Origin of the sequence: Streptomyces sp. ICBB 8177, from assembly GCF_003144095.1 — a bacterium.
GTDB lineage: Bacteria > Actinomycetota > Actinomycetes > Streptomycetales > Streptomycetaceae > Streptantibioticus_D.
This window is the reverse complement of sequence record NZ_NSKH01000018.1, coordinates 288,450-304,527: the sequence shown is the minus strand read 5'-3', so window position 1 is coordinate 304,527 and position 16,078 is coordinate 288,450. Positions and strand designations below refer to the sequence as shown.

Genomic DNA, 16,078 nt, shown 5'->3' with positions numbered 1-16,078 from the left:
CCCGCCCCGGCCGGTCGCGCCGCGCCGCCCCCGCCGTCCCGCCTACCGTCGAGCCCATGCGCGCAGCCTTCGTCGAACGCCTGGGACCGCCCGAGGAGATCGTCTACGGCGAACTCCCCACCCCCCGCCCCGGACCCACCGACGTGCTGGTCGAGGTGATCGCGACCACCGTCAACCCGGTGGACGCCTTCGTGCGGTCCGGCCTGTTCGCCACGCCGGTGCCGTTCCCGTTCGTCGTCGGGCGGGACCTGGTCGGCCGGGTGCTCCAGGCCGGCCCCGGCGCGGCGGACTTCTCGCCCGGGGACATGGTGTGGTGCAACAGCCTCGGCCACGACGGCCGCCAGGGCGCCGCCGCCGAACGCGCCGTGGTCGCCGCCGACCGGCTCTACCACCTGCCGCCCGGCGTGGACCCGGCCACCGCGGTCGCCCTGCTCCACCCCGCCGCCACCGCCCACCTCGCGCTGTTCGCCCACGGCCGCGCCGCGCTCGGGCGGACCGTGCTGGTCGAGGGCGCGGCGGGCAACGTCGGCACGGTACTGGTGGCGCTCGCCGCCGAGGCGGGCGCGCGGGTCGTGGCCACCGCCGCCGCGCGCGACGCGGAGTACGTGCGGGCGCTGGGCGCCGCCGAGGTACTGGACTACCGCGCCGAGGACGTCGGGGAGCGGCTGCGCGCGGCCTGTCCTGACGGCGTCGACCTGCACCTGGACACCTCGGGCCGCAACGATCTGGGCACGTCGGTGGACCTGCTGGCGCGCGGTGGCCGCGTCGTGCTGTTCGCGGGCGCCAGGGCCCGCCCCGAACTCCCGGCCGGTCCGCTCTACATGAAGGGCTGCACGATCACCGGTTTCGTCATCTCCCATGCCACGGCAGCCCAGTTGGCCGAGGCGGCCGGGACCGTCAACCGGCTGCTGGCGGACGGCCGGGTGCGCACCCGCTCCGTCGAGACGCTGCCGCTGTCCGCCACCGCCGAGGCGCACCGCATGGTGGAGGGCGGTGCCACGCGCGGCAGGCGGCTGGTGTTGCTGCCCGGTCTCGACGCGGGGGGCGTGGTGGGATGACGGGGCGGCCGTGTCCGGGATGTGAAATCCCTTTCCGGCTTCTTGACCGCCCCGATTTCCGGCTGATTTGATCGACGGCATGAAGCGACCGGATCTCACGCGACGACGCCACGTCGATCTCGCGCGTGTCTCCAGTGCTTTCTGTCCGCCCTCCTTCCGGGCCTGACGGCCGAAGCGCCGCCCGCCCCATCGCGGTCCCTCACCACGCCGCGCGCCCCTGCTCCCGCCTGGCTCGACTGGCGTCGGCAGGGCGCGAATTCACCCCGCCCGCATTCCGCATTCCCGTAGCGCGGGTGAACCATGGCCATGACCATGAACCCGTGACCGGTGATCCGGAATTCGCCGTGCACCCTTCGCCCTTCGCCCTCTTTTCACCTGCCGGCTCGCTGTTCCGTTGGGCGTTCGCCCGGAATGGTCGGTCCGTCTCCTCAACCGTGCCGGAAAGGTCCCCGTCATGGCCGTCGTCCTGTCCGTCTCCGGAAGTCCCTCCGCCACCTCGCGCACCGCGGGGCTGCTGCGCCACCTCGACGCCAGGATCGCGGCGCAGGGCCACGAGGTCGTGCCGCTGGACGTGCGCACGCTGCCCGCGCAGGCGCTGCTCGGCGCCGACTTCGGGCACCCGGCGATCGTACGCGCGGCCGAGCTGTTCGCCCGGGCGGACGGCGTGGTGGTCGGCACCCCGGTCTACAAGGCCGCGTACTCGGGCCTGTTGAAGACGCTGCTCGACCTGCTGCCGCAGTACGCGCTGACCGGCAAGACCGTGCTGCCGCTGGCGACCGGAGGCAGCACCGCGCACGTGCTGGCGATCGACTACGCGCTGCGGCCGGTGCTCAGCTCGATGGGCGCGGCACACATCCTGCCCGGGTGGTTCACCCTCGACAAGGAGATCGCGCTCGCCGAGTGCGGCGCGGTCACCGTCGCGCCCGCGGCGGCGCGGACGCTGGGGGAACTCGTCGACCGCTTCTGCGCGGCGCTCGGCGGGCGCCCCGCGCTGCTGCCCGCCGCGTCATGACGGCGGCGGCCCGATGCGCAGGCCCGGCCTCCTGCGGTGGACGGTCAGGTACGACAGGCCGCCCGCGCCGGCGGTGAGGCCGCGCGCCGCGCCGTGCGGCAGCCACAACAGGGCTCCCTCGGCGAGGGGTTGGGCGCCCTCGGCGGTGGCGAGGGTTCCGTCGCCCGCCACGACCAGCAGCAGGACGTCCAGGTCGGGTTCGGTGTGCGGGTCCACGCGCTGCCGCGCGGGCAGGTGGACGACGTTGGCGTCGAGCTGACGCCCTGGTTCGGCCAGCCGCCACAGCGCCCCGGCGGACGCGTCCGCGACGGCGTCCGGCGCGGTGACCGCCCGCACGTCGCACAGCGTGCGCGGTACCGGTGGCATGGCCCCTTCTCGCTGGGACGGCTCGTGGGTCGGTGCCACACGCTCCCCTTCCTCGCCACGGCGGCCCTCGCTCGCGGAACGGGAACGGGCACCCCGGCGGTGTCGCGCCGATTATTACAGGTAGCATTCGTGAAAACGTCGGAAGGGCTCCGGCGTCACGGGCGCGCGGCAGCGCGGCACCTCCCGGAGCCCACGCGGGGGCGCACTCCGGAGCGTCGGCGGACCACCCGCGAGCGCCTCCGGGCGCGCCCGCGGGCAGCCTCCGGAGCGCCAGGAAGGGGCGGCAGCCGTGGAGCGGACACCGCAGGGCCCGCGCCGTCGTGCGGTGCTGGACGCGCTGCGCGCGGCGGACGGCCCGCTCGGTGTCGCCGAGATCGCCGGCCGGCTCGGCGTCCACCCCAACACCGCCCGCTTCCACCTGGACGCGCTGGTCGCCGAGGGCGCCGCGCACCGCACCGTGCAGGAGCCGTCGGGGCCCGGCCGCCCCCGTACCGTCTACGCCCCGCGCCCCGGCATGGACCGCGGCGGGGTGCGCGAGTACCGGCTGCTGTCGCGGATCCTGCTCGGGCGGCTGTCCGCCGCGGGCGAGACGGCACCGGAGGAGGCCCGGCGGGCGGGGCTGGCGTGGGGCGGATTCCTGATCGAGCGTCCGCCGCCGGGGCAGCGGCTGACGGCAGGCCAGGCGGCCGACCGGCTCACCGGCCTTCTGGCCGATCTGGGCTTCGAACCGGAACGGGCGGGGCCGGACGTGGTGCGGCTGCGCCACTGCCCGTTCCTCGAACTCGCCGAGGAGTACGGGCAGGTCGTCTGCTCGGTCCACCTCGGCATGATGCAGGGTGCGCTGGACGAGCTGGGGGACGAGGTGACGGCGACCGGACTGGAGCCGTTCGCCGAGCCGGACGCCTGCCTGGCCCGCCTCGCGGAGAGGTAGGCGACGCGGATGAACCACACCGCCGCATCCGTCACCGGCGCGGTGGCCTTCGTCTGGCTGGGCATGGTCGCGGCCATCTCCTTCCTGGAGGCGCCGCTGAAGTTCCGGGCGCCCGGGGTGACGGTGCGCGTCGGGCTGGGCATCGGGCGGCTGGTCTTCCGCGCCCTCAACGCGGTCGAGGCGCTGTTCGCCCTCGTGGTGATCGTGGCCGTGGCGACCGGTGGCCCGACCACGGCGGTCGCCGCGCTCACCGCCGCCGCGGGCGTCGTGCTCGCCGTCCAGCTCGCCGCGGTGCGGCCCGCGCTGAACCGGCGCTCGGACCGCGTGCTGGCCGGTGAGGAACTGCCGCGCTCGCGCGGGCACTTGGCGTACATCGCGCTGGAGACGGCCAAGGCCGTCGTCCTGCTCGCCCTGGGCGCCTGCGCGCTGGCGGCCTGAGAGGATGCGACCGTGGACGAGGAACGACGCGGGAACGACGAGCCGTGGCGGGAGGGCGGCGACCCGGCCTGCTGGCTGAACGCGGTCTGCCCGCAGTGCGGCCGGATGCGGGAGCGTCCGGACGACGGGGCCTGCGAGCACTGCGGCGCCCGCTGTGACGACACCGGGGAGCCGGAGCCCGACCGGGACCGTGACGCGGACGGGCGGGCGCGCAACGCCAGGCCGCGCGACGGGCTCGGCAGGCCGCTGCCGTACGGGACAGAGGGCGTCGCCCGCCAGCCCGAGGGGGTGCGGCGCACGCCCGACGAGACGCTCGCCGAGGCGCAGCGGTTGCTGGACGCCGGGATGCCGTTCCATGCCCACGAGGTCCTGGAGGACGCCTGGAAGACGGCGCCGCCCGGGGAGCGGGGGCTGTGGCGGGCGCTCGCGCAGTTCGCGGTGGGGCTGACGCACGCCGCGCGGGGCAACGCCAAGGGCGCGGCGGCCCTCCTGTCGCGTGCGGCGGACGGCCTCGCCCCCTACGCGGCGCCTCCCACGCCGTACGGGATCGACGTGCCGGGTCTGATCGCCTGGGCCCGCTCGACCGCGCCCGGGCCGGACCCGGTCCCGCCGGCGTTGCGCGGGCCCGCGCGGTGAGGGACGCCCGCGGTCACAGCAGGTCGTAGACGAGCAGCCCGTCGGCGCGCAGGCGGGCGCCCCGGGTGGGCGGGTGCTCGGTGAGGCGTCCGTCGTGCGCGAGGTGCACCACCCGCGCGCCCCTGGCCAGCACCGCGTAGTCGGCGATGATCCTGCGGTGGCAGCGCCACCAGACCGTCTCCCCGCACATCACGGCCGTGGTCGTGCCGGCCGCCTGGGCGAGCAGGTCGTCCATGGCGGCGAGGAAGTCGGGCTCGCGGGTGTGGCCCGCGTAGCCCCGGAACGAGTCGTTCTCCCAGAAGACGTCCGGCGAGTCGGCGGCGGGCTTGCGGAAGCCGCCGAGGCGGGGCTCCCAGCGGTACGCGACGCCCTCGCGCGGCAGCCACTCCTGCATGGCGGCGCGCAGGGTGTCCGGGTTGCGCCTGCTGCCCGGCGCGGTCCGCACGTCCACCACCGCCCCGACCCCGGCGCCGCGCAGCAGCTCCGTGATCGCCTCGGGCGGCAGCGTGCCGTGGCCGAAGGTCAGCAGCGCCGTACCGGGCTCCCGCACGCCGGGGGAGGGCGTACCCATGCCTTCGAGTCTTCACCGAATCCGACGCACGCGCACGGTGCGCGACTCCTTGACACCTCTCGGGCCCACTCTGAAAATCCTCGTTGTCAGATTTGGCCGGATGGCCGGATGGCCGGCTGAGCCGCACCGCAGCCCCGAGTACGCGCACCGAGCCGCACGCCCGCACCACCGCGCCCCCTGCGTTCCGCGCCCCCGCACTCCGCCCCACCCCGCACGCGCCCCGCCGCAGCCCGACGTGCCGCCCACCACGACCAGTTGAGGACCCCCACCATGGCTTCACGCATCACGACCCTGGCCGCGACCGCCGCCTGCTGCGCGCTCGTGCTCGCCGCCGCCGGACCCGCCACCGCGGCCACCGCTCCCGCCACCGCCACGGCCACGACCGCCCGGGCTTCGGACGTCCCGAGCGCCGGGGCCGTCGCGCCCGCGCAGGACCCCTTCTACAGCGCCCCCGCGGACATCGGCTCGTACGCCCCCGGCCAGATCGTCGCGACCCGGCCGGTGTCGGTGACGCTGCTCGGGCTGCCCACCGGAACGGACGCCTGGCAGATCTCGTACCGCACCAACGACTCGCACGGGCAACCGGAGTTGACGGTCACCACCCTGATGGTGCCCGGCGGCGCGGCCTCGGGGAGCGACCGGCCGGTGGTCTCGCTCCAGGCGCCGGAGGACAGCACCGGGTCGCAGTGCGCGCCCTCCTACACCCTCGCGTCAGGCACCGACGTGGCCGACCTGGCCGACGCGGCGACGCTGCTGCTGAAGGGCTGGGCGGTCGCGGTGCCCGACTTCGAGGGGCCCAGGTCGGTGTTCATGGCGGGCCCGCAGGCCGGGCACGCGGTGCTCGACGGCATCCGCGCGGTGAGGAACTTCCGGCCCGCCGAGGACACCGGCATCGGCGCGGGCAGCCCCTGGGCGCTGGACGGTTACTCGGGCGGCGCGGAGGCGACGGGCTGGGCGGCGCAGCTCCAGCCGTCCTACGCCCCCGACGTGCGGCTGGCCGGTGCCGCGATGGGCGGCGTGCCCGCCGACCCGACCGCGGTCGCGCGCTCCCTGGACGGCGGCGCGGCGGCCGGGTTCGAGATGGCGGCGGCGTGGAGCATCAGCACCGAGTTCCCCGAGGCGAAGATCCCGTCCCTGCTCAACGCCCAGGGGCGCCAGGACTTCGCCGACACCGGCGGCAAGTGCATGACCCAACTGCTCGCGGCCTACCCGTTCAAGAAGCTGGCGTCGGACACCACCGTGCCCGACCCGCTGAGCGTGCCGTCCGTCGCCGCCGTCCTGAACGAGAACAAGCTCGGCGCCCAGGCCCCCGCGACGCCGGTCTACGACTACCACGCGGACACCGACGAGATCGTGCCGGTGGGCCAGGACGACAGCCTCGTCAAGGACTGGTGCGCCAAGGGCGCGACCGTGGACGAGGTGCGCGACCCGGTCGGCGAGCACGTCGAGGAGGCGGTGGCCCGCAGGCTGTCCGTCCTGGACTTCCTCTCCGACCGCTTCGCGGGCAGGAGCGCGGACAGCGGCTGCTGACCGCGGGCCTGAGGCCGCTTCGGGTTCCGGCCGCCTCGAAGCGGAGCCTCAGCCCTCGAAGTACTCGTCCAGGACCGCGTCGAGCTGTGTCGCCCACCGCTTGGGCTGGGACCGGTTGGGCGCGTCCACGTAGGCCTCGTACGTGTGACGGCTCGTCGTGTGGACCGTGACGATCAGGATGCGGCCGAAGCGCGGGGTGCCGATCTCGACGGCGCCGATCTCGTCCCAGGTGAAGTCCGCCTCCTCGCCGTCCAGCGTGAAGCGCACGCCCCGGCGGTCGGCGGTGACACCGCCGCAGTGGTCGGACGCCTCGAACGAGGGCCCGCCCGCGGCGTCCACTTCGTCGGAGACTTCCTCTTCGTCCGCCTCCGCGGCGTCGGCGTTCTCCGGGGAGGCGTCCCGCGTCCCGGCCTCGTCGGCGTCGGCAGCATCGCCGGCGGCCGGGGCGGCCGGCGCGTCGTCAGCTGCCTGCGGCGTCGGGTCGTCGGGGGACGAGGGCGCGCGGTCCGCCCCCGCCTGAAGTGGCAGGGTCAGACCGGGGACGAACGCCGGGTCGAGCCCGGCGGCGTGCACGGGAGGGATCTTCGGGCCGTTGCGCTGCTCCACGGCGGGCAGTATCTCCGATCAGGCTGTGCGGTCAACAGTGCGGTGGGCGGGCGAACCGCCGTCCGGCCGGACCCGGCGCGCCGGAGGCCGCCGCGCGGTGCGGGCGGCCTCCGGTGCGCGGTGGGTCACTTCGCCGCGTGTCCCGCCTCCTGGGACGCCTGCTGCACGTAGGTGTCCGTGTAGGTCTTCGACAGGTCGATGGAGTGGCCCTTGACCACCGGGTCGATGGCGGAGAGCACGCGCAGGACGGTCTGCGGCGCGTCGGTGGGCATCTGACCGGTGGGGTCGTACATGCCCATCTCGTTGGCGAGCGCCTGGATGTAGTTCTGCTTGCCGGAGCCCGCGTAGAAGTCCGCCGGGACCTGGTCGGTGACCTGGGTCGCGGAGTGCGTCTCGATCCACTGCAACGACGCGTAGAGCGCGTTGACCATCTTCTGCACGACGTCCTTGTGGCTCGCGGCCCAGGAGGCCTGCACGGTCAGGCAGGTGCCGGGGTACGGGCCGCCGAGCGCGGCCTTGGTGCCCGCGAGCGTGCGCATGTCGGTGGTGATCTTCGCCAGGTGCTTCTGGAGCAGGGTGGAGATGGTCGGCTCGGTGGTCACGCCCGCGTCGACGCGGTGGTGCTGGAAAGCGGCGACGAACGTCGGGCCCGCGGCGACGGCCACCAGGTGGGTCTGGTCCAGCGGGACGCCGTCGTGCAGCGACAGGTAGTCGCCCAGGTAGGAGGTCGAGGAGCCGAGGGCCGTCACGCCGACGGTCTTGCCGCGCAGGTCGGCGGGGGAGCCGATGGACTCGTCGGTGCGGGCCATCTCCACCATGCCGGGGGCCTGGAGCAGCTGGATCACCGACTCGGTCCGCTTGCCCTTGGCCTGGAGGTCGAGGTTGTGGTCGAAGAAGCCGATCATCCCCTGGACCTGGCCCGCCAGCAGGGCGTCGGTGACCTGGCTGGTGGACTGGAGGTTGTCGATCTTGACGTCCAGGCCCTGCTTCTTGAAGAAGCCCAGGCGCTGGGCGAGGATCAGCGGCAGGTAGCTCTGGTTCTGCTGGTTGGACAGGGCGATGGTCGCCGTCGTCAGCCCGCTCGCGTCCTTGCCGTCCTGGCCGTCGCCGCCCGAGCCGGAACAGCCCGAGACCGTGGTGGTCAGGGCGAGGGCGGCGGCCGCGACGACGATCTTCTTGCGCCACATGGGATGCGTCTTCTCCTTCTTATGGGGGGTCGTGCGTATGGGGCTCGTCGGACTCGGGCCACGCGGGTGTGCGTACCGCGGGCCCGGGTTGTTCGGCTGTCGGCACCGCGAAATGCGGCTGAGCGCCTAGCGGTTGGAGCCGGTACGCGGTCTCCAGCGCAGCAACCGCCGTTCCAGCAGCGTGATCAGGCCCTCGGCGGTCAGTGCGAGCAGCGCGGTGATGACCAGGCCCGCGTAGACGCCGTCGGGGTCGAAGTTGGCCTGCGCCTGCGAGATCAGCAGGCCCAGTCCCTGCTGCGCGCCCAGCAGTTCGCCGACGATCGCGCCGGTGACGGCGAACCCGAAGGCGACGTGCAGGCTGGTGGTGATCCAGCTGAGCGCGGACGGCACGACCACCTGCCAGGTCACCTGCACCGGGCCGGCGCCCAGCACCCGGGCGTTGGCGATCAGGGCGCGGTCCACCTCGCGCGCGCCCTGGAAGGCGTTGAAGAAGACGCCGAAGAAGACCAGCACCACCGCGAGCGCGACCTTCGAGCCGATGCCGAGGCCGAACCAGATCGCGAAGACCGAGCCGAACACGATGCGCGGGACGGAGTTGGCGGTCTTGATGTACGGCGCGAGGATGTCGGCCGCCAGCCGCAGCCTGCCGAGCGCGATCCCGCAGGCCACGCCGAGCGTGGTGCCGATGCCGAAGCCGAGCAGGGTCTCCTGGAGGGTCACCCAGACCTGGGTGAGCAGCGGGCCCTGGGAGGTGCCGTGCCGCACCCAGGTCTCCAACCGGTCCCAGATGCCGGTGGGTTCACCGAAGTAGAAGGTGTCGATGGTGTGGGTGGCCGCGAGCAGCTGCCACGCGCCGAGGAAGACCACGAGCACCGCGACGCGCCCGGCGGCGACGACCAGGGGCCGCCCGCGTAACCGGGCCCGGCGGACGCCGGCGGCGCCGCCGGGAAGGCCCGCTCGGGCCCGCGCCCCCGCCACGCCCGGCACCGTCCTCGTACTCACGCCCTCAGCGCTCACGCCCCCGGCGCTCTCGGCGTCCACGCCTTCCGTGCTCACGCTCTCGCCGTTCACGCCGCCCCCAGGCCGCGTTCGTACGCCACCCGTACCTCGTCGCGCAGCGCCTTCCACACCAGCTCGTGCAGGCGGACGAAGTCGGGGTGGTGGCGGATCTCCCGGGCGTCGCGCGGCCGGGGCAGGTCGATGACGAACTCCTCCTTGACCGTGGCCGGGCCCGCGGTGAGCACGACGACCTTGTCGGCGAGCGTGATCGCCTCCTCCAGGTCGTGGGTGACGAACACGACCGAGGGGCGGGTCAGTTCCCACAGGGAGAGCAGTTCGTCCGACATGATCTGCCGGGTCTGCACGTCGAGGCCGGAGAACGGCTCGTCCATCAGCAGCACCCGCGGCCGGTTGACCAGCGTCTGGGCGAGTGCGACCCGCTTGCGCATGCCGCCGGAGAGCTGGTGCGGGTGGTAGCGCTCGAACCCGGCGAGCCCCACCCGGCGCACCCAGTCCGCCGCCAGCGCCTGGGCACGGGCACGCGGCACGCCCCGGAAGCGGGGGCCGGCCGCGACGTTCCCCAGCACCGTCTTCCAGGGGAAGACCGCGTCGGTCTGGAAGACGAAGCCGATGTCGTCCCCGATGCCGTCGACCGTCCGGCCGTCCACCGACACCGTTCCACTTTCGGGGCGTTCGGTGCCGCAGATCAGGGACAGCAGCGTCGACTTGCCGCAGCCGGTGGGCCCGATGACGGCCGTGAACGAGCCGGGCTCCACCCGGAACGACACGTCGCGCACGGCCTGACGGCGCTCACCGCGCGGGGAGGCGAAGCACTTGGTGACGCCGTCCAGCACGATCGGGACGGGTGTCACCGGCTGCCGGGCGGCGTCCGGTTCCGGGTCGGGGTCCTGCCGTAATTCAGTCCTCACCCGCGTGAGGCTGCCAGATCCCGGGCGTGCGCAACAGCCTCCCTGTTCCCAGGGCGAACAGGCGTCCGGCTGGGCGCCGTTCGCATCACGGGAGTGATTCCGCCCTGCGGCGCCAGGCTAGTTGAATGAAAAATCACATCGGCCGTCGTATGCCCGTGGCACGAACGGGTGTCCTGTGACTCACCCGTCCGATATCCGACGTCAGGGCCGCATCCCGGCCGCGCGGTCCGGAACCGGGGCGCGCCCGGCGGCGGCGGACGCGTCCGGATACGCCGGATCCCTTGCTGTGCGCACGCTTTACGGCGGCTGCGGGGTGTGTTGGAATGCGTCTCCGCGACGACACAGCGCACAGCACGTACCGACGTCGGCACCGACGGACGTACCGCCGTGGCACACCGACCGCGGGCGTCGCACCACAACCGAGGCACCGAACCGAGGCCATGGTGCCAGGGCGACGACGTAGCGAGGGTCAGTGGACGGACGACCGGCGACCTCCCCGGGCCGGGCACCCCTGGACGACCACCGGCCCCGCCCGGCACCGCACGGCCGATTAACGCGGCGGCGCGGCGGCGGATGGAAGCTGAGCGACTGGCGGCTGCGCAACCGCATGCTGCTGCTCGTCCTCGTCCCCCTGATCGCCATCATCCCGCTGGCCGGCGTCCGCGTCGTGACCGACCTGGGGACCCTGCGCGCCGTCGCCGATCTGCGCGACCAGGCGCTGCTGGCCCAGCGCATCTCCACCCTGGTCAACCAGGTCGGCGAGGAACGCGACCTGACCGAGGTCGCGCTCACCGGCACCGGCGTCCACGGCGACGCCTCGCTCGCCCGCGCCCGGCAGGCCACCGACACCGCCGCCGGTGCGCTGTCCACCGCGCTGGACCGCCACCACCGCGCCGTCGCCGACCTGCCGCCCGCCACCCGGCTGCTGGGCGACCGCGCCGAGGCCAGGCTCGGGGACCTGGCGCCCCTGCGGGCCTCGGTGATCCGGCTGGGAACGGTCGCCCCCACCTTCACCGCGTACACCACGATCATCGACGACCTGATGGACTTCGGCGATCAGCTGTCCGTCAACACCACCGACCACACCCTCGGCAACCTCGTCGCCACCCTCGCGCAGGTCGAGCAGGCCGAGGAGCAGACCTCCGTCGAACGCGGCTACCTGGTCGGCGTGCTGCGCAGCGGCGGCTTCACCCTGGAGCAGAAGCAGGAACTGGAGCAGGCCCAGGCGCAGTTCACCAGCGCCTACGACGCCATCGCCAACGACGCCCCGGCCGGGATCGCCAACCTCTACCAGTCCACGGTCAGCGGCAACGAGATCGGCGCGGCGGACGGCACCCTCCAGGCGGTCACCGACGCGGCGCAGGAAGGCACCCCGCTCAGCAGCCTCGGCACGAGCGAGCAGACCGCCTACCAGGCGATGACCGTCAAGCTGGAGGCGATCCAGAGCATTCAGGACCGCGTCATCGCCGCCATGACGCAGCGCGCCTCGCACCTGCTGGACGCGGGCCGCGAGGAACTGTACGAGAACGTCGCGATCATCGTCGCCGTGGTGCTCCTGTCGTTCCTCGGCGCCGCCGTCCTGGCCCGCTCGGTGGTCCGGCCACTGCGGGCGCTGCGCGGCTCGGCGCTGGAGATCGCGGACAAGCGGCTGCCGGACGTCGTGCGCAGGCTCGGCGACGCCAGGCTCTCCGACCCGGACGAGGCCGAGGACCTGATGCGGGTGCGGCCGATCGGGGTGCGCTCGCGCGACGAGGTCGGCCAGGTGGCGCGGGCCTTCGACCGGGTGCACTCCGAGGCGGTGCGGCTCGCCGCCGAGCAGGCGATGATGCGCGGCAACGTCAACGCCATGTTCACCAACCTCTCGCGTCGCAGCGAGAGCCTCGTGCAGCGCCAACTGCGCCTGATCGACGAGCTGGAGGGCGGCGAGCAGCACCCGGGGCGGCTTGAGAGCCTCTTCAAGCTCGACCACCTCGCCACCCGCATGCGCCGCAACAACGAGAACCTGCTCGTCCTCGCGGGCGAGGAGCAGGGCCGCCGCTGGAACCGCCCGGTGCTGCTGCTGGACGTGGTCCGCGCCGCCACCGCCGAGGTCGAGCAGTACGAACGCGTCACGGTCACCGAGCTGCCGGACATCGCGCTGGCCGGCCACGCCGCGACCGACGTGGTCCACCTGATCGCCGAACTCATCGAGAACGCGGCCGAGTTCTCCGCCCCCGACACCGAGGTGGTCGTGGGCGCGACGACGCTGGGATACGGCGCGGTCCTGCTGGAGATCACCGACGCGGGCCTGGGCATGCCGCCCGAGGAACTGGCGGAGGTCAACGCCCGCCTGGCCGAGCCGCCGGTGGTCGACGTGGCCATCTCGCGCCGGATGGGGCTGTTCGTCGTCGGACGGCTGGCGGCCAAGTACCGCGTGCGGGTGCGGCTGGAGCACGCGGCGACCGGTGGCGTCAGCGCGCTGGTGACGCTGCCCATGTCGCTGCTGAAGGCGGCGAGCGAGGTGGACAGCGACGCGGGCACGGCGTTCGACCTGGCGATGCGGCCGGGCACGTACGACGCGCCGACCGGCCTGGGCGGGATGCTCGGCGGCGAGGCCTTCCCCGAGCGGCCCTTCTCCGACGAGCCGGAGGACGACGCGGCGTTCGAGCGGCTGGTGCGCGAGCACCGCGGGGCGCCGGCGAACGAGGGCTTCGGCTGGTTCCACGAGGAGGATCCGGAGCAGGATTCGCAGGCGCCGTCGCCCCAGGACGCCTACCCGGGCGCCGACTTCACGTGGTTCGAGGAGCAGCCGCAGGGCACCGGGCCGGACGGCGTCCACGCCTTCACCGACCCGCCGCCACCGCCGTCCGGCGGGCAGCCCTCCCCCCGTCTGCCGATCTTCGAGGCGATCGAGTCGGAGTGGTACGGCCACGAGCAGCGCGACGGCGCCGGAACGCTGCCACGACGGCGGCCGGGGCACGGCTCGGCGCCCGAGCACAGCAGGCCCGCGCAGCCCCCGGCGGGACCGCCGCGGCCCTCCGACCCCGGGCGCCCGCAGCTGCCGCGCCGGGTCCGGGGGGTCCCGCCCGCCCAGCGGCAGCAGACGCCGCCCGCGGCGAGGGCACCACGGCCGCAGCCCCAACCGCAGCCCCTGCGTTCGCCGGAGGCCGCAGAACGGCTCAAGCAGCGCCTGTCGAACTTCCGGCAGGGCGTGCGGCACGGCCTCGACGAGGCGGGTGGCCGTGGCACGGGCGGACGCCCGGACGAATCGGACGCCCGGTGAGCCGTATCCAACGTGCGGTGAGCCGTATCAGACGAACGGCGAGCCGTATCCAACGTGCGGCGAGCCGTATCGGACGCGCGGCGAGCCGTATCCAACGTGCGGTGAGCCGTATCGGACGCGCGGCGAGCCGCGCGGGCCCGGCGCGCCGTGCCGTTGACCCGGGCCGTCCGCCCGCCGCACCGCCGGGCCGCCGGCCGGCGGCCCGCGCCCCCGCGTCGTCGGGCCCTCGGTGGCCCGGCACGTGCGAGACGCTGACCACGTCGATACCTAGGAGTCCCCATGGCCGAGCTGAGCGAGGCGGCGCAGAACCTGAACTGGCTGATCGCCAGGTTCGTGGACCGCGTCCCCGGAGTCGCGCACGCGGTGGTGGTCTCCTCGGACGGGGTCCAGCTCGCCGCGTCGCAGGCGCTGCCGAAGGAGCGCGGCGACCAGCTGGCGGCGGTGGCCTCCGGGCTCGCCGGGCTGACGACGGGGGCGGCGAACGTCTTCGACGCCGGGTCCGTGACCAGGACCGTGGTGGAGATGCAGCACGGCTACCTGTTCGTGGCGGCGATCAGCGACGGCTCGGTGCTGGCGGTCCTGTCCTCGCCCAACTGCGACCTGAAGCTGGTGGGTTACGAGATGACCCTGATGGTGGAGCGCACCGGCGAGGTGCTGACGCCGAAGGTGCGCGCCGAGTTGCAGGGCGCGCTGGCCGGATGAACGGGATGAACGTGGGAATGGCCGATCGCCCCGGCCACGTGGGGAAGGATGGGCACTCGTGAGTGGAGACCACAGGTCGTCACCGTTCGTGCGACCGTACGCCGTCACCGGCGGGCGGACGCAGGCGCGTTACCAGTTGGCGATCGAGGCTCTGGTCAGCACCAGCCCGCACGTGCCGTACGGCGGGGCGCGGCTCGCGCCGGAGAAGCGCGCGATCTGCCGGCTGTGCGTGGAACTGAAGTCGGTCGCGGAGATCGCCGCGCTGCTGAAGATGCCGCTGGGCGTGGCCCGGGTCCTGGTGGGCGACATGGCGGAGAGCGGCCTGGTCCACGTGATGCAGCCCGGTCACGCCGAGGGCGTCCCGGACATCACGCTGCTGGAACGGGTCCTGGTCGGATTACGCGGGCTGTAGGCCCCCGAGGGGAGCGCGATGAACGAGAGCACCGGCCTGGCCACGTCCTTCGGGGCGGCGGCCCGCGCCTACGACCGCTACCGGCCGGGCCCGCCGCCCGAGGCGGTCGACTGGCTGCTGCCGGACGGCTGCGGGGCGGTGCTGGACCTGGGCGCGGGCACCGGCCTGCTGACCCGGGTGCTGGTCGAGCGCGTGGCGGACGTGGTGGCGGTCGACCCGGACCCGCGGATGCGCGAGGTGCTGGCGCAGGCCTGTCCGCGGGCGGTCGCGCTGGAGGGCACGGCGGAGGCGGTGCCGCTGCCGGACGCGCGGGTGGACGCGGTGCTGGTCTCGGCGGCCTGGCACTGGATGGACCCCGCGCGCGCCCTGCCGGAGATCGCCCGCGTCCTGCGCCCCGGCGGCACGCTCGGCATCCTGTGGACCCGGCGCGACCGCGGCGTCGCGTGGGTCGCCGAACTCGACGCCTTCGTGGCCGAGTTCCTCGGCACCGGCGACCGGGTGGGCCGCGCGATCCAGCACATGACGGAGCACCTGTGGCTCCCTGAGGGCGCGCCGTTCACGGGCGTGGAGTCGCACACGGTGCGCTGGCGGACGCGGGTGACGGCCGACGAACTGGTCGGCATGTTCACCACGTACAGCGGCTACCTGACCCAACCGCCGGACCGCCGCGAGGAGTTCGCCGAGGCGATCCGCACCCGCTTCCGCACGCTCACCGACACCGGCACGCTCGCGTTGCCCATGAGCTGCCACTGCTGGCGCCTGCGCGCGGCCCGAAGCTGACGGCCGCCCGCCTCAGGCCCGCGCGCCGACCGGGCGGAAGGAGTGGCCGGGGGCCGGGAGGCGGGAGGCGAGGATTTCGGAGCGCACCCTGCCGGTCAGCACTCCGGCGAGGAACGCGGTGCAGGTCAGGTCGTGGTGTTCCCAGCGCGGGCCGCGCGACTCGTTGACCATCACGGTCCAGGCGTCCGGTGCCACGCCGGGCCGCACCAGCCAGTACAGCACCTCGCCGCTGTAGGTGGACCCCCAGGCGACGAGGCGGCTGCCCTCCTCCTCCAGTTGCTCCGGCTTGTCCTCGCCCATCTCCCAGAAGTCCTCGAAATCCTCCATCCGGCCCTCGTTGTCCGCGACGAGGTCGTGGGAGGCGTCGGGGCAGCCCGGCTCCAGCAGCCACACGTGCCCGTCGAACAGGCCCGCGCCGAACGCCTCGACCAGGTCCCGGTAGTCGGCCGGCAGCGCGGTGCCCAGCGCCTCCCGCGCCGCGGCCCAGTCGGGGGCCCGGCCGGGGGCGGCCGGCGCGTACAGGCGGATCAGCTCGGCGAGGGACGCGTCCACGGGGCGGCTCCTGGGGTCGTCGGTCGGCGTCGTCGGGGGCACGGCGGACGGCCCGCATCGTACCGTCCGCCGCCCGAGGCGGCCGCGGTCACCCGGAGCAGTCCTTC

17 protein-coding genes are annotated in these 16,078 nt (G+C 74.2%); 10 read left to right on the top strand and 7 right to left on the bottom strand.

Annotation, left to right across the window (positions count from 1 at the left end; genetic code table 11):
- Positions 1-56: 56 nt before the first annotated feature.
- Both CK485_RS09690 and ssuE read left to right on the top strand, forming a co-directional pair.
- On the top strand, positions 57-1,058 hold the full coding sequence (locus tag CK485_RS09690) for an NADPH:quinone reductase (RefSeq protein ID WP_109449071.1): 1,002 nt from the start codon (positions 57-59) through the stop codon (positions 1,056-1,058).
- A gap of 454 nt (positions 1,059-1,512) precedes the next feature.
- Positions 1,513-2,070 (top strand): NADPH-dependent FMN reductase, encoded by a 558-nt coding sequence (ssuE, locus tag CK485_RS09685; RefSeq protein ID WP_109449070.1) that lies wholly within the window; start codon positions 1,513-1,515, stop codon positions 2,068-2,070.
- Here ssuE and CK485_RS09680 read toward each other — a convergent pair.
- Entirely contained in the window at positions 2,065-2,436 is a 372-nt protein-coding gene (locus tag CK485_RS09680; protein ID WP_109449069.1) for a hypothetical protein, read from the bottom strand. The genes ssuE and CK485_RS09680 overlap by 6 nt on opposite strands.
- 289 nt (positions 2,437-2,725) lie before the next feature.
- Between CK485_RS09680 and CK485_RS09675 the strand changes: the two genes are divergently transcribed.
- The 3 genes from CK485_RS09675 to CK485_RS09665 all read left to right on the top strand — a co-directional run bounded on the left by CK485_RS09675 (position 2,726) and on the right by CK485_RS09665 (position 4,441).
- Entirely contained in the window at positions 2,726-3,367 is a 642-nt protein-coding gene (locus CK485_RS09675) for a helix-turn-helix domain-containing protein (protein ID WP_109449067.1), read from the top strand.
- A 9-nt stretch (positions 3,368-3,376) separates the two neighbouring features.
- Complete coding sequence (locus CK485_RS09670; RefSeq protein ID WP_109449065.1) at positions 3,377-3,805, top strand: hypothetical protein; 429 nt, start codon at positions 3,377-3,379, stop codon at positions 3,803-3,805.
- Between the two features lie 105 nt (positions 3,806-3,910).
- On the top strand, positions 3,911-4,441 hold the full coding sequence (locus tag CK485_RS09665) for a DUF309 domain-containing protein (protein WP_109452697.1): 531 nt from the start codon (positions 3,911-3,913) through the stop codon (positions 4,439-4,441).
- A 13-nt stretch (positions 4,442-4,454) separates the two neighbouring features.
- On the opposite strand, the gene CK485_RS09660 is transcribed toward CK485_RS09665, so the two are convergent.
- On the bottom strand, positions 4,455-5,012 hold the full coding sequence (locus CK485_RS09660) for a DUF488 domain-containing protein (RefSeq protein WP_109449063.1): 558 nt from the start codon (positions 5,010-5,012) through the stop codon (positions 4,455-4,457).
- A 270-nt stretch (positions 5,013-5,282) separates the two neighbouring features.
- Here CK485_RS09660 and CK485_RS09655 point away from each other — a divergent pair, with 270 nt between their 5' ends.
- Entirely contained in the window at positions 5,283-6,542 is a 1,260-nt protein-coding gene (locus CK485_RS09655) for a lipase family protein (protein ID WP_109449061.1), read from the top strand.
- A gap of 48 nt (positions 6,543-6,590) precedes the next feature.
- On the opposite strand, the gene CK485_RS09650 is transcribed toward CK485_RS09655, so the two are convergent.
- The 4 genes from CK485_RS09650 to CK485_RS09635 form a co-directional block, all read right to left on the bottom strand.
- Positions 6,591-7,148, bottom strand: coding sequence for a hypothetical protein (locus CK485_RS09650; RefSeq protein ID WP_109449059.1), 558 nt, complete (start codon positions 7,146-7,148; stop codon positions 6,591-6,593).
- A 125-nt stretch (positions 7,149-7,273) separates the two neighbouring features.
- The gene (locus CK485_RS09645; protein ID WP_109449057.1) at positions 7,274-8,335 is read right to left on the bottom strand and encodes an ABC transporter substrate-binding protein; all 1,062 of its coding nucleotides are present in this window, start codon (positions 8,333-8,335) and stop codon (positions 7,274-7,276) included.
- A 126-nt stretch (positions 8,336-8,461) separates the two neighbouring features.
- Positions 8,462-9,391, bottom strand: a complete 930-nt coding sequence (locus CK485_RS09640; RefSeq protein ID WP_241968256.1) for an ABC transporter permease — start codon at positions 9,389-9,391, stop codon at positions 8,462-8,464.
- 11 nt (positions 9,392-9,402) lie between these two features.
- A complete protein-coding gene (locus tag CK485_RS09635; RefSeq protein WP_109449055.1) occupies positions 9,403-10,206 on the bottom strand; it encodes an ABC transporter ATP-binding protein in 804 nt (267 codons plus the stop codon).
- A 529-nt stretch (positions 10,207-10,735) separates the two neighbouring features.
- Between CK485_RS09635 and CK485_RS09630 the strand changes: the two genes are divergently transcribed.
- The 4 genes from CK485_RS09630 to CK485_RS09615 all read left to right on the top strand — a co-directional run bounded on the left by CK485_RS09630 (position 10,736) and on the right by CK485_RS09615 (position 15,419).
- Positions 10,736-13,525: a nitrate- and nitrite sensing domain-containing protein gene (locus tag CK485_RS09630; protein ID WP_146214516.1), complete on the top strand. Its 2,790-nt coding sequence runs from the start codon at positions 10,736-10,738 to the stop codon at positions 13,523-13,525.
- Positions 13,526-13,804: 279 nt separating this feature from the next.
- The gene (locus CK485_RS09625) at positions 13,805-14,227 is read left to right on the top strand and encodes a roadblock/LC7 domain-containing protein (RefSeq protein WP_109449051.1); all 423 of its coding nucleotides are present in this window, start codon (positions 13,805-13,807) and stop codon (positions 14,225-14,227) included.
- 58 nt (positions 14,228-14,285) lie between these two features.
- Positions 14,286-14,639: a DUF742 domain-containing protein gene (locus CK485_RS09620; protein WP_109449049.1), complete on the top strand. Its 354-nt coding sequence runs from the start codon at positions 14,286-14,288 to the stop codon at positions 14,637-14,639.
- Between the two features lie 18 nt (positions 14,640-14,657).
- On the top strand, positions 14,658-15,419 hold the full coding sequence (locus CK485_RS09615; RefSeq protein WP_109449047.1) for a class I SAM-dependent methyltransferase: 762 nt from the start codon (positions 14,658-14,660) through the stop codon (positions 15,417-15,419).
- A 12-nt stretch (positions 15,420-15,431) separates the two neighbouring features.
- Here the strand turns inward: CK485_RS09615 and CK485_RS09610 are convergent, their stop codons facing one another.
- Entirely contained in the window at positions 15,432-15,971 is a 540-nt protein-coding gene (locus tag CK485_RS09610) for an SMI1/KNR4 family protein (RefSeq protein ID WP_241968255.1), read from the bottom strand.
- Positions 15,972-16,078: the final 107 nt, after the last annotated feature.

Bases quoted from the DNA above. Each gene is read 5' to 3' on its own strand.
- CK485_RS09690 (WP_109449071.1), top strand. From the start codon at position 57: ATGCGCGCAGCCTTCGTCGAACGCCTGGGACCGCCCGAGGAGATCGTC.
- ssuE (WP_109449070.1), top strand. From the start codon at position 1,513: ATGGCCGTCGTCCTGTCCGTCTCCGGAAGTCCCTCCGCCACCTCGCGC.
- CK485_RS09680 (WP_109449069.1), bottom strand. From the start codon at position 2,436: ATGCCACCGGTACCGCGCACGCTGTGCGACGTGCGGGCGGTCACCGCG.
- CK485_RS09670 (WP_109449065.1), top strand. From the start codon at position 3,377: ATGAACCACACCGCCGCATCCGTCACCGGCGCGGTGGCCTTCGTCTGG.
- CK485_RS09665 (WP_109452697.1), top strand. From the start codon at position 3,911: ATGCGGGAGCGTCCGGACGACGGGGCCTGCGAGCACTGCGGCGCCCGC.
- CK485_RS09660 (WP_109449063.1), bottom strand. From the start codon at position 5,012: ATGGGTACGCCCTCCCCCGGCGTGCGGGAGCCCGGTACGGCGCTGCTG.
- CK485_RS09655 (WP_109449061.1), top strand. From the start codon at position 5,283: ATGGCTTCACGCATCACGACCCTGGCCGCGACCGCCGCCTGCTGCGCG.
- CK485_RS09645 (WP_109449057.1), bottom strand. From the start codon at position 8,335: ATGTGGCGCAAGAAGATCGTCGTCGCGGCCGCCGCCCTCGCCCTGACC.
- CK485_RS09625 (WP_109449051.1), top strand. From the start codon at position 13,805: ATGGCCGAGCTGAGCGAGGCGGCGCAGAACCTGAACTGGCTGATCGCC.
- CK485_RS09615 (WP_109449047.1), top strand. From the start codon at position 14,658: ATGAACGAGAGCACCGGCCTGGCCACGTCCTTCGGGGCGGCGGCCCGC.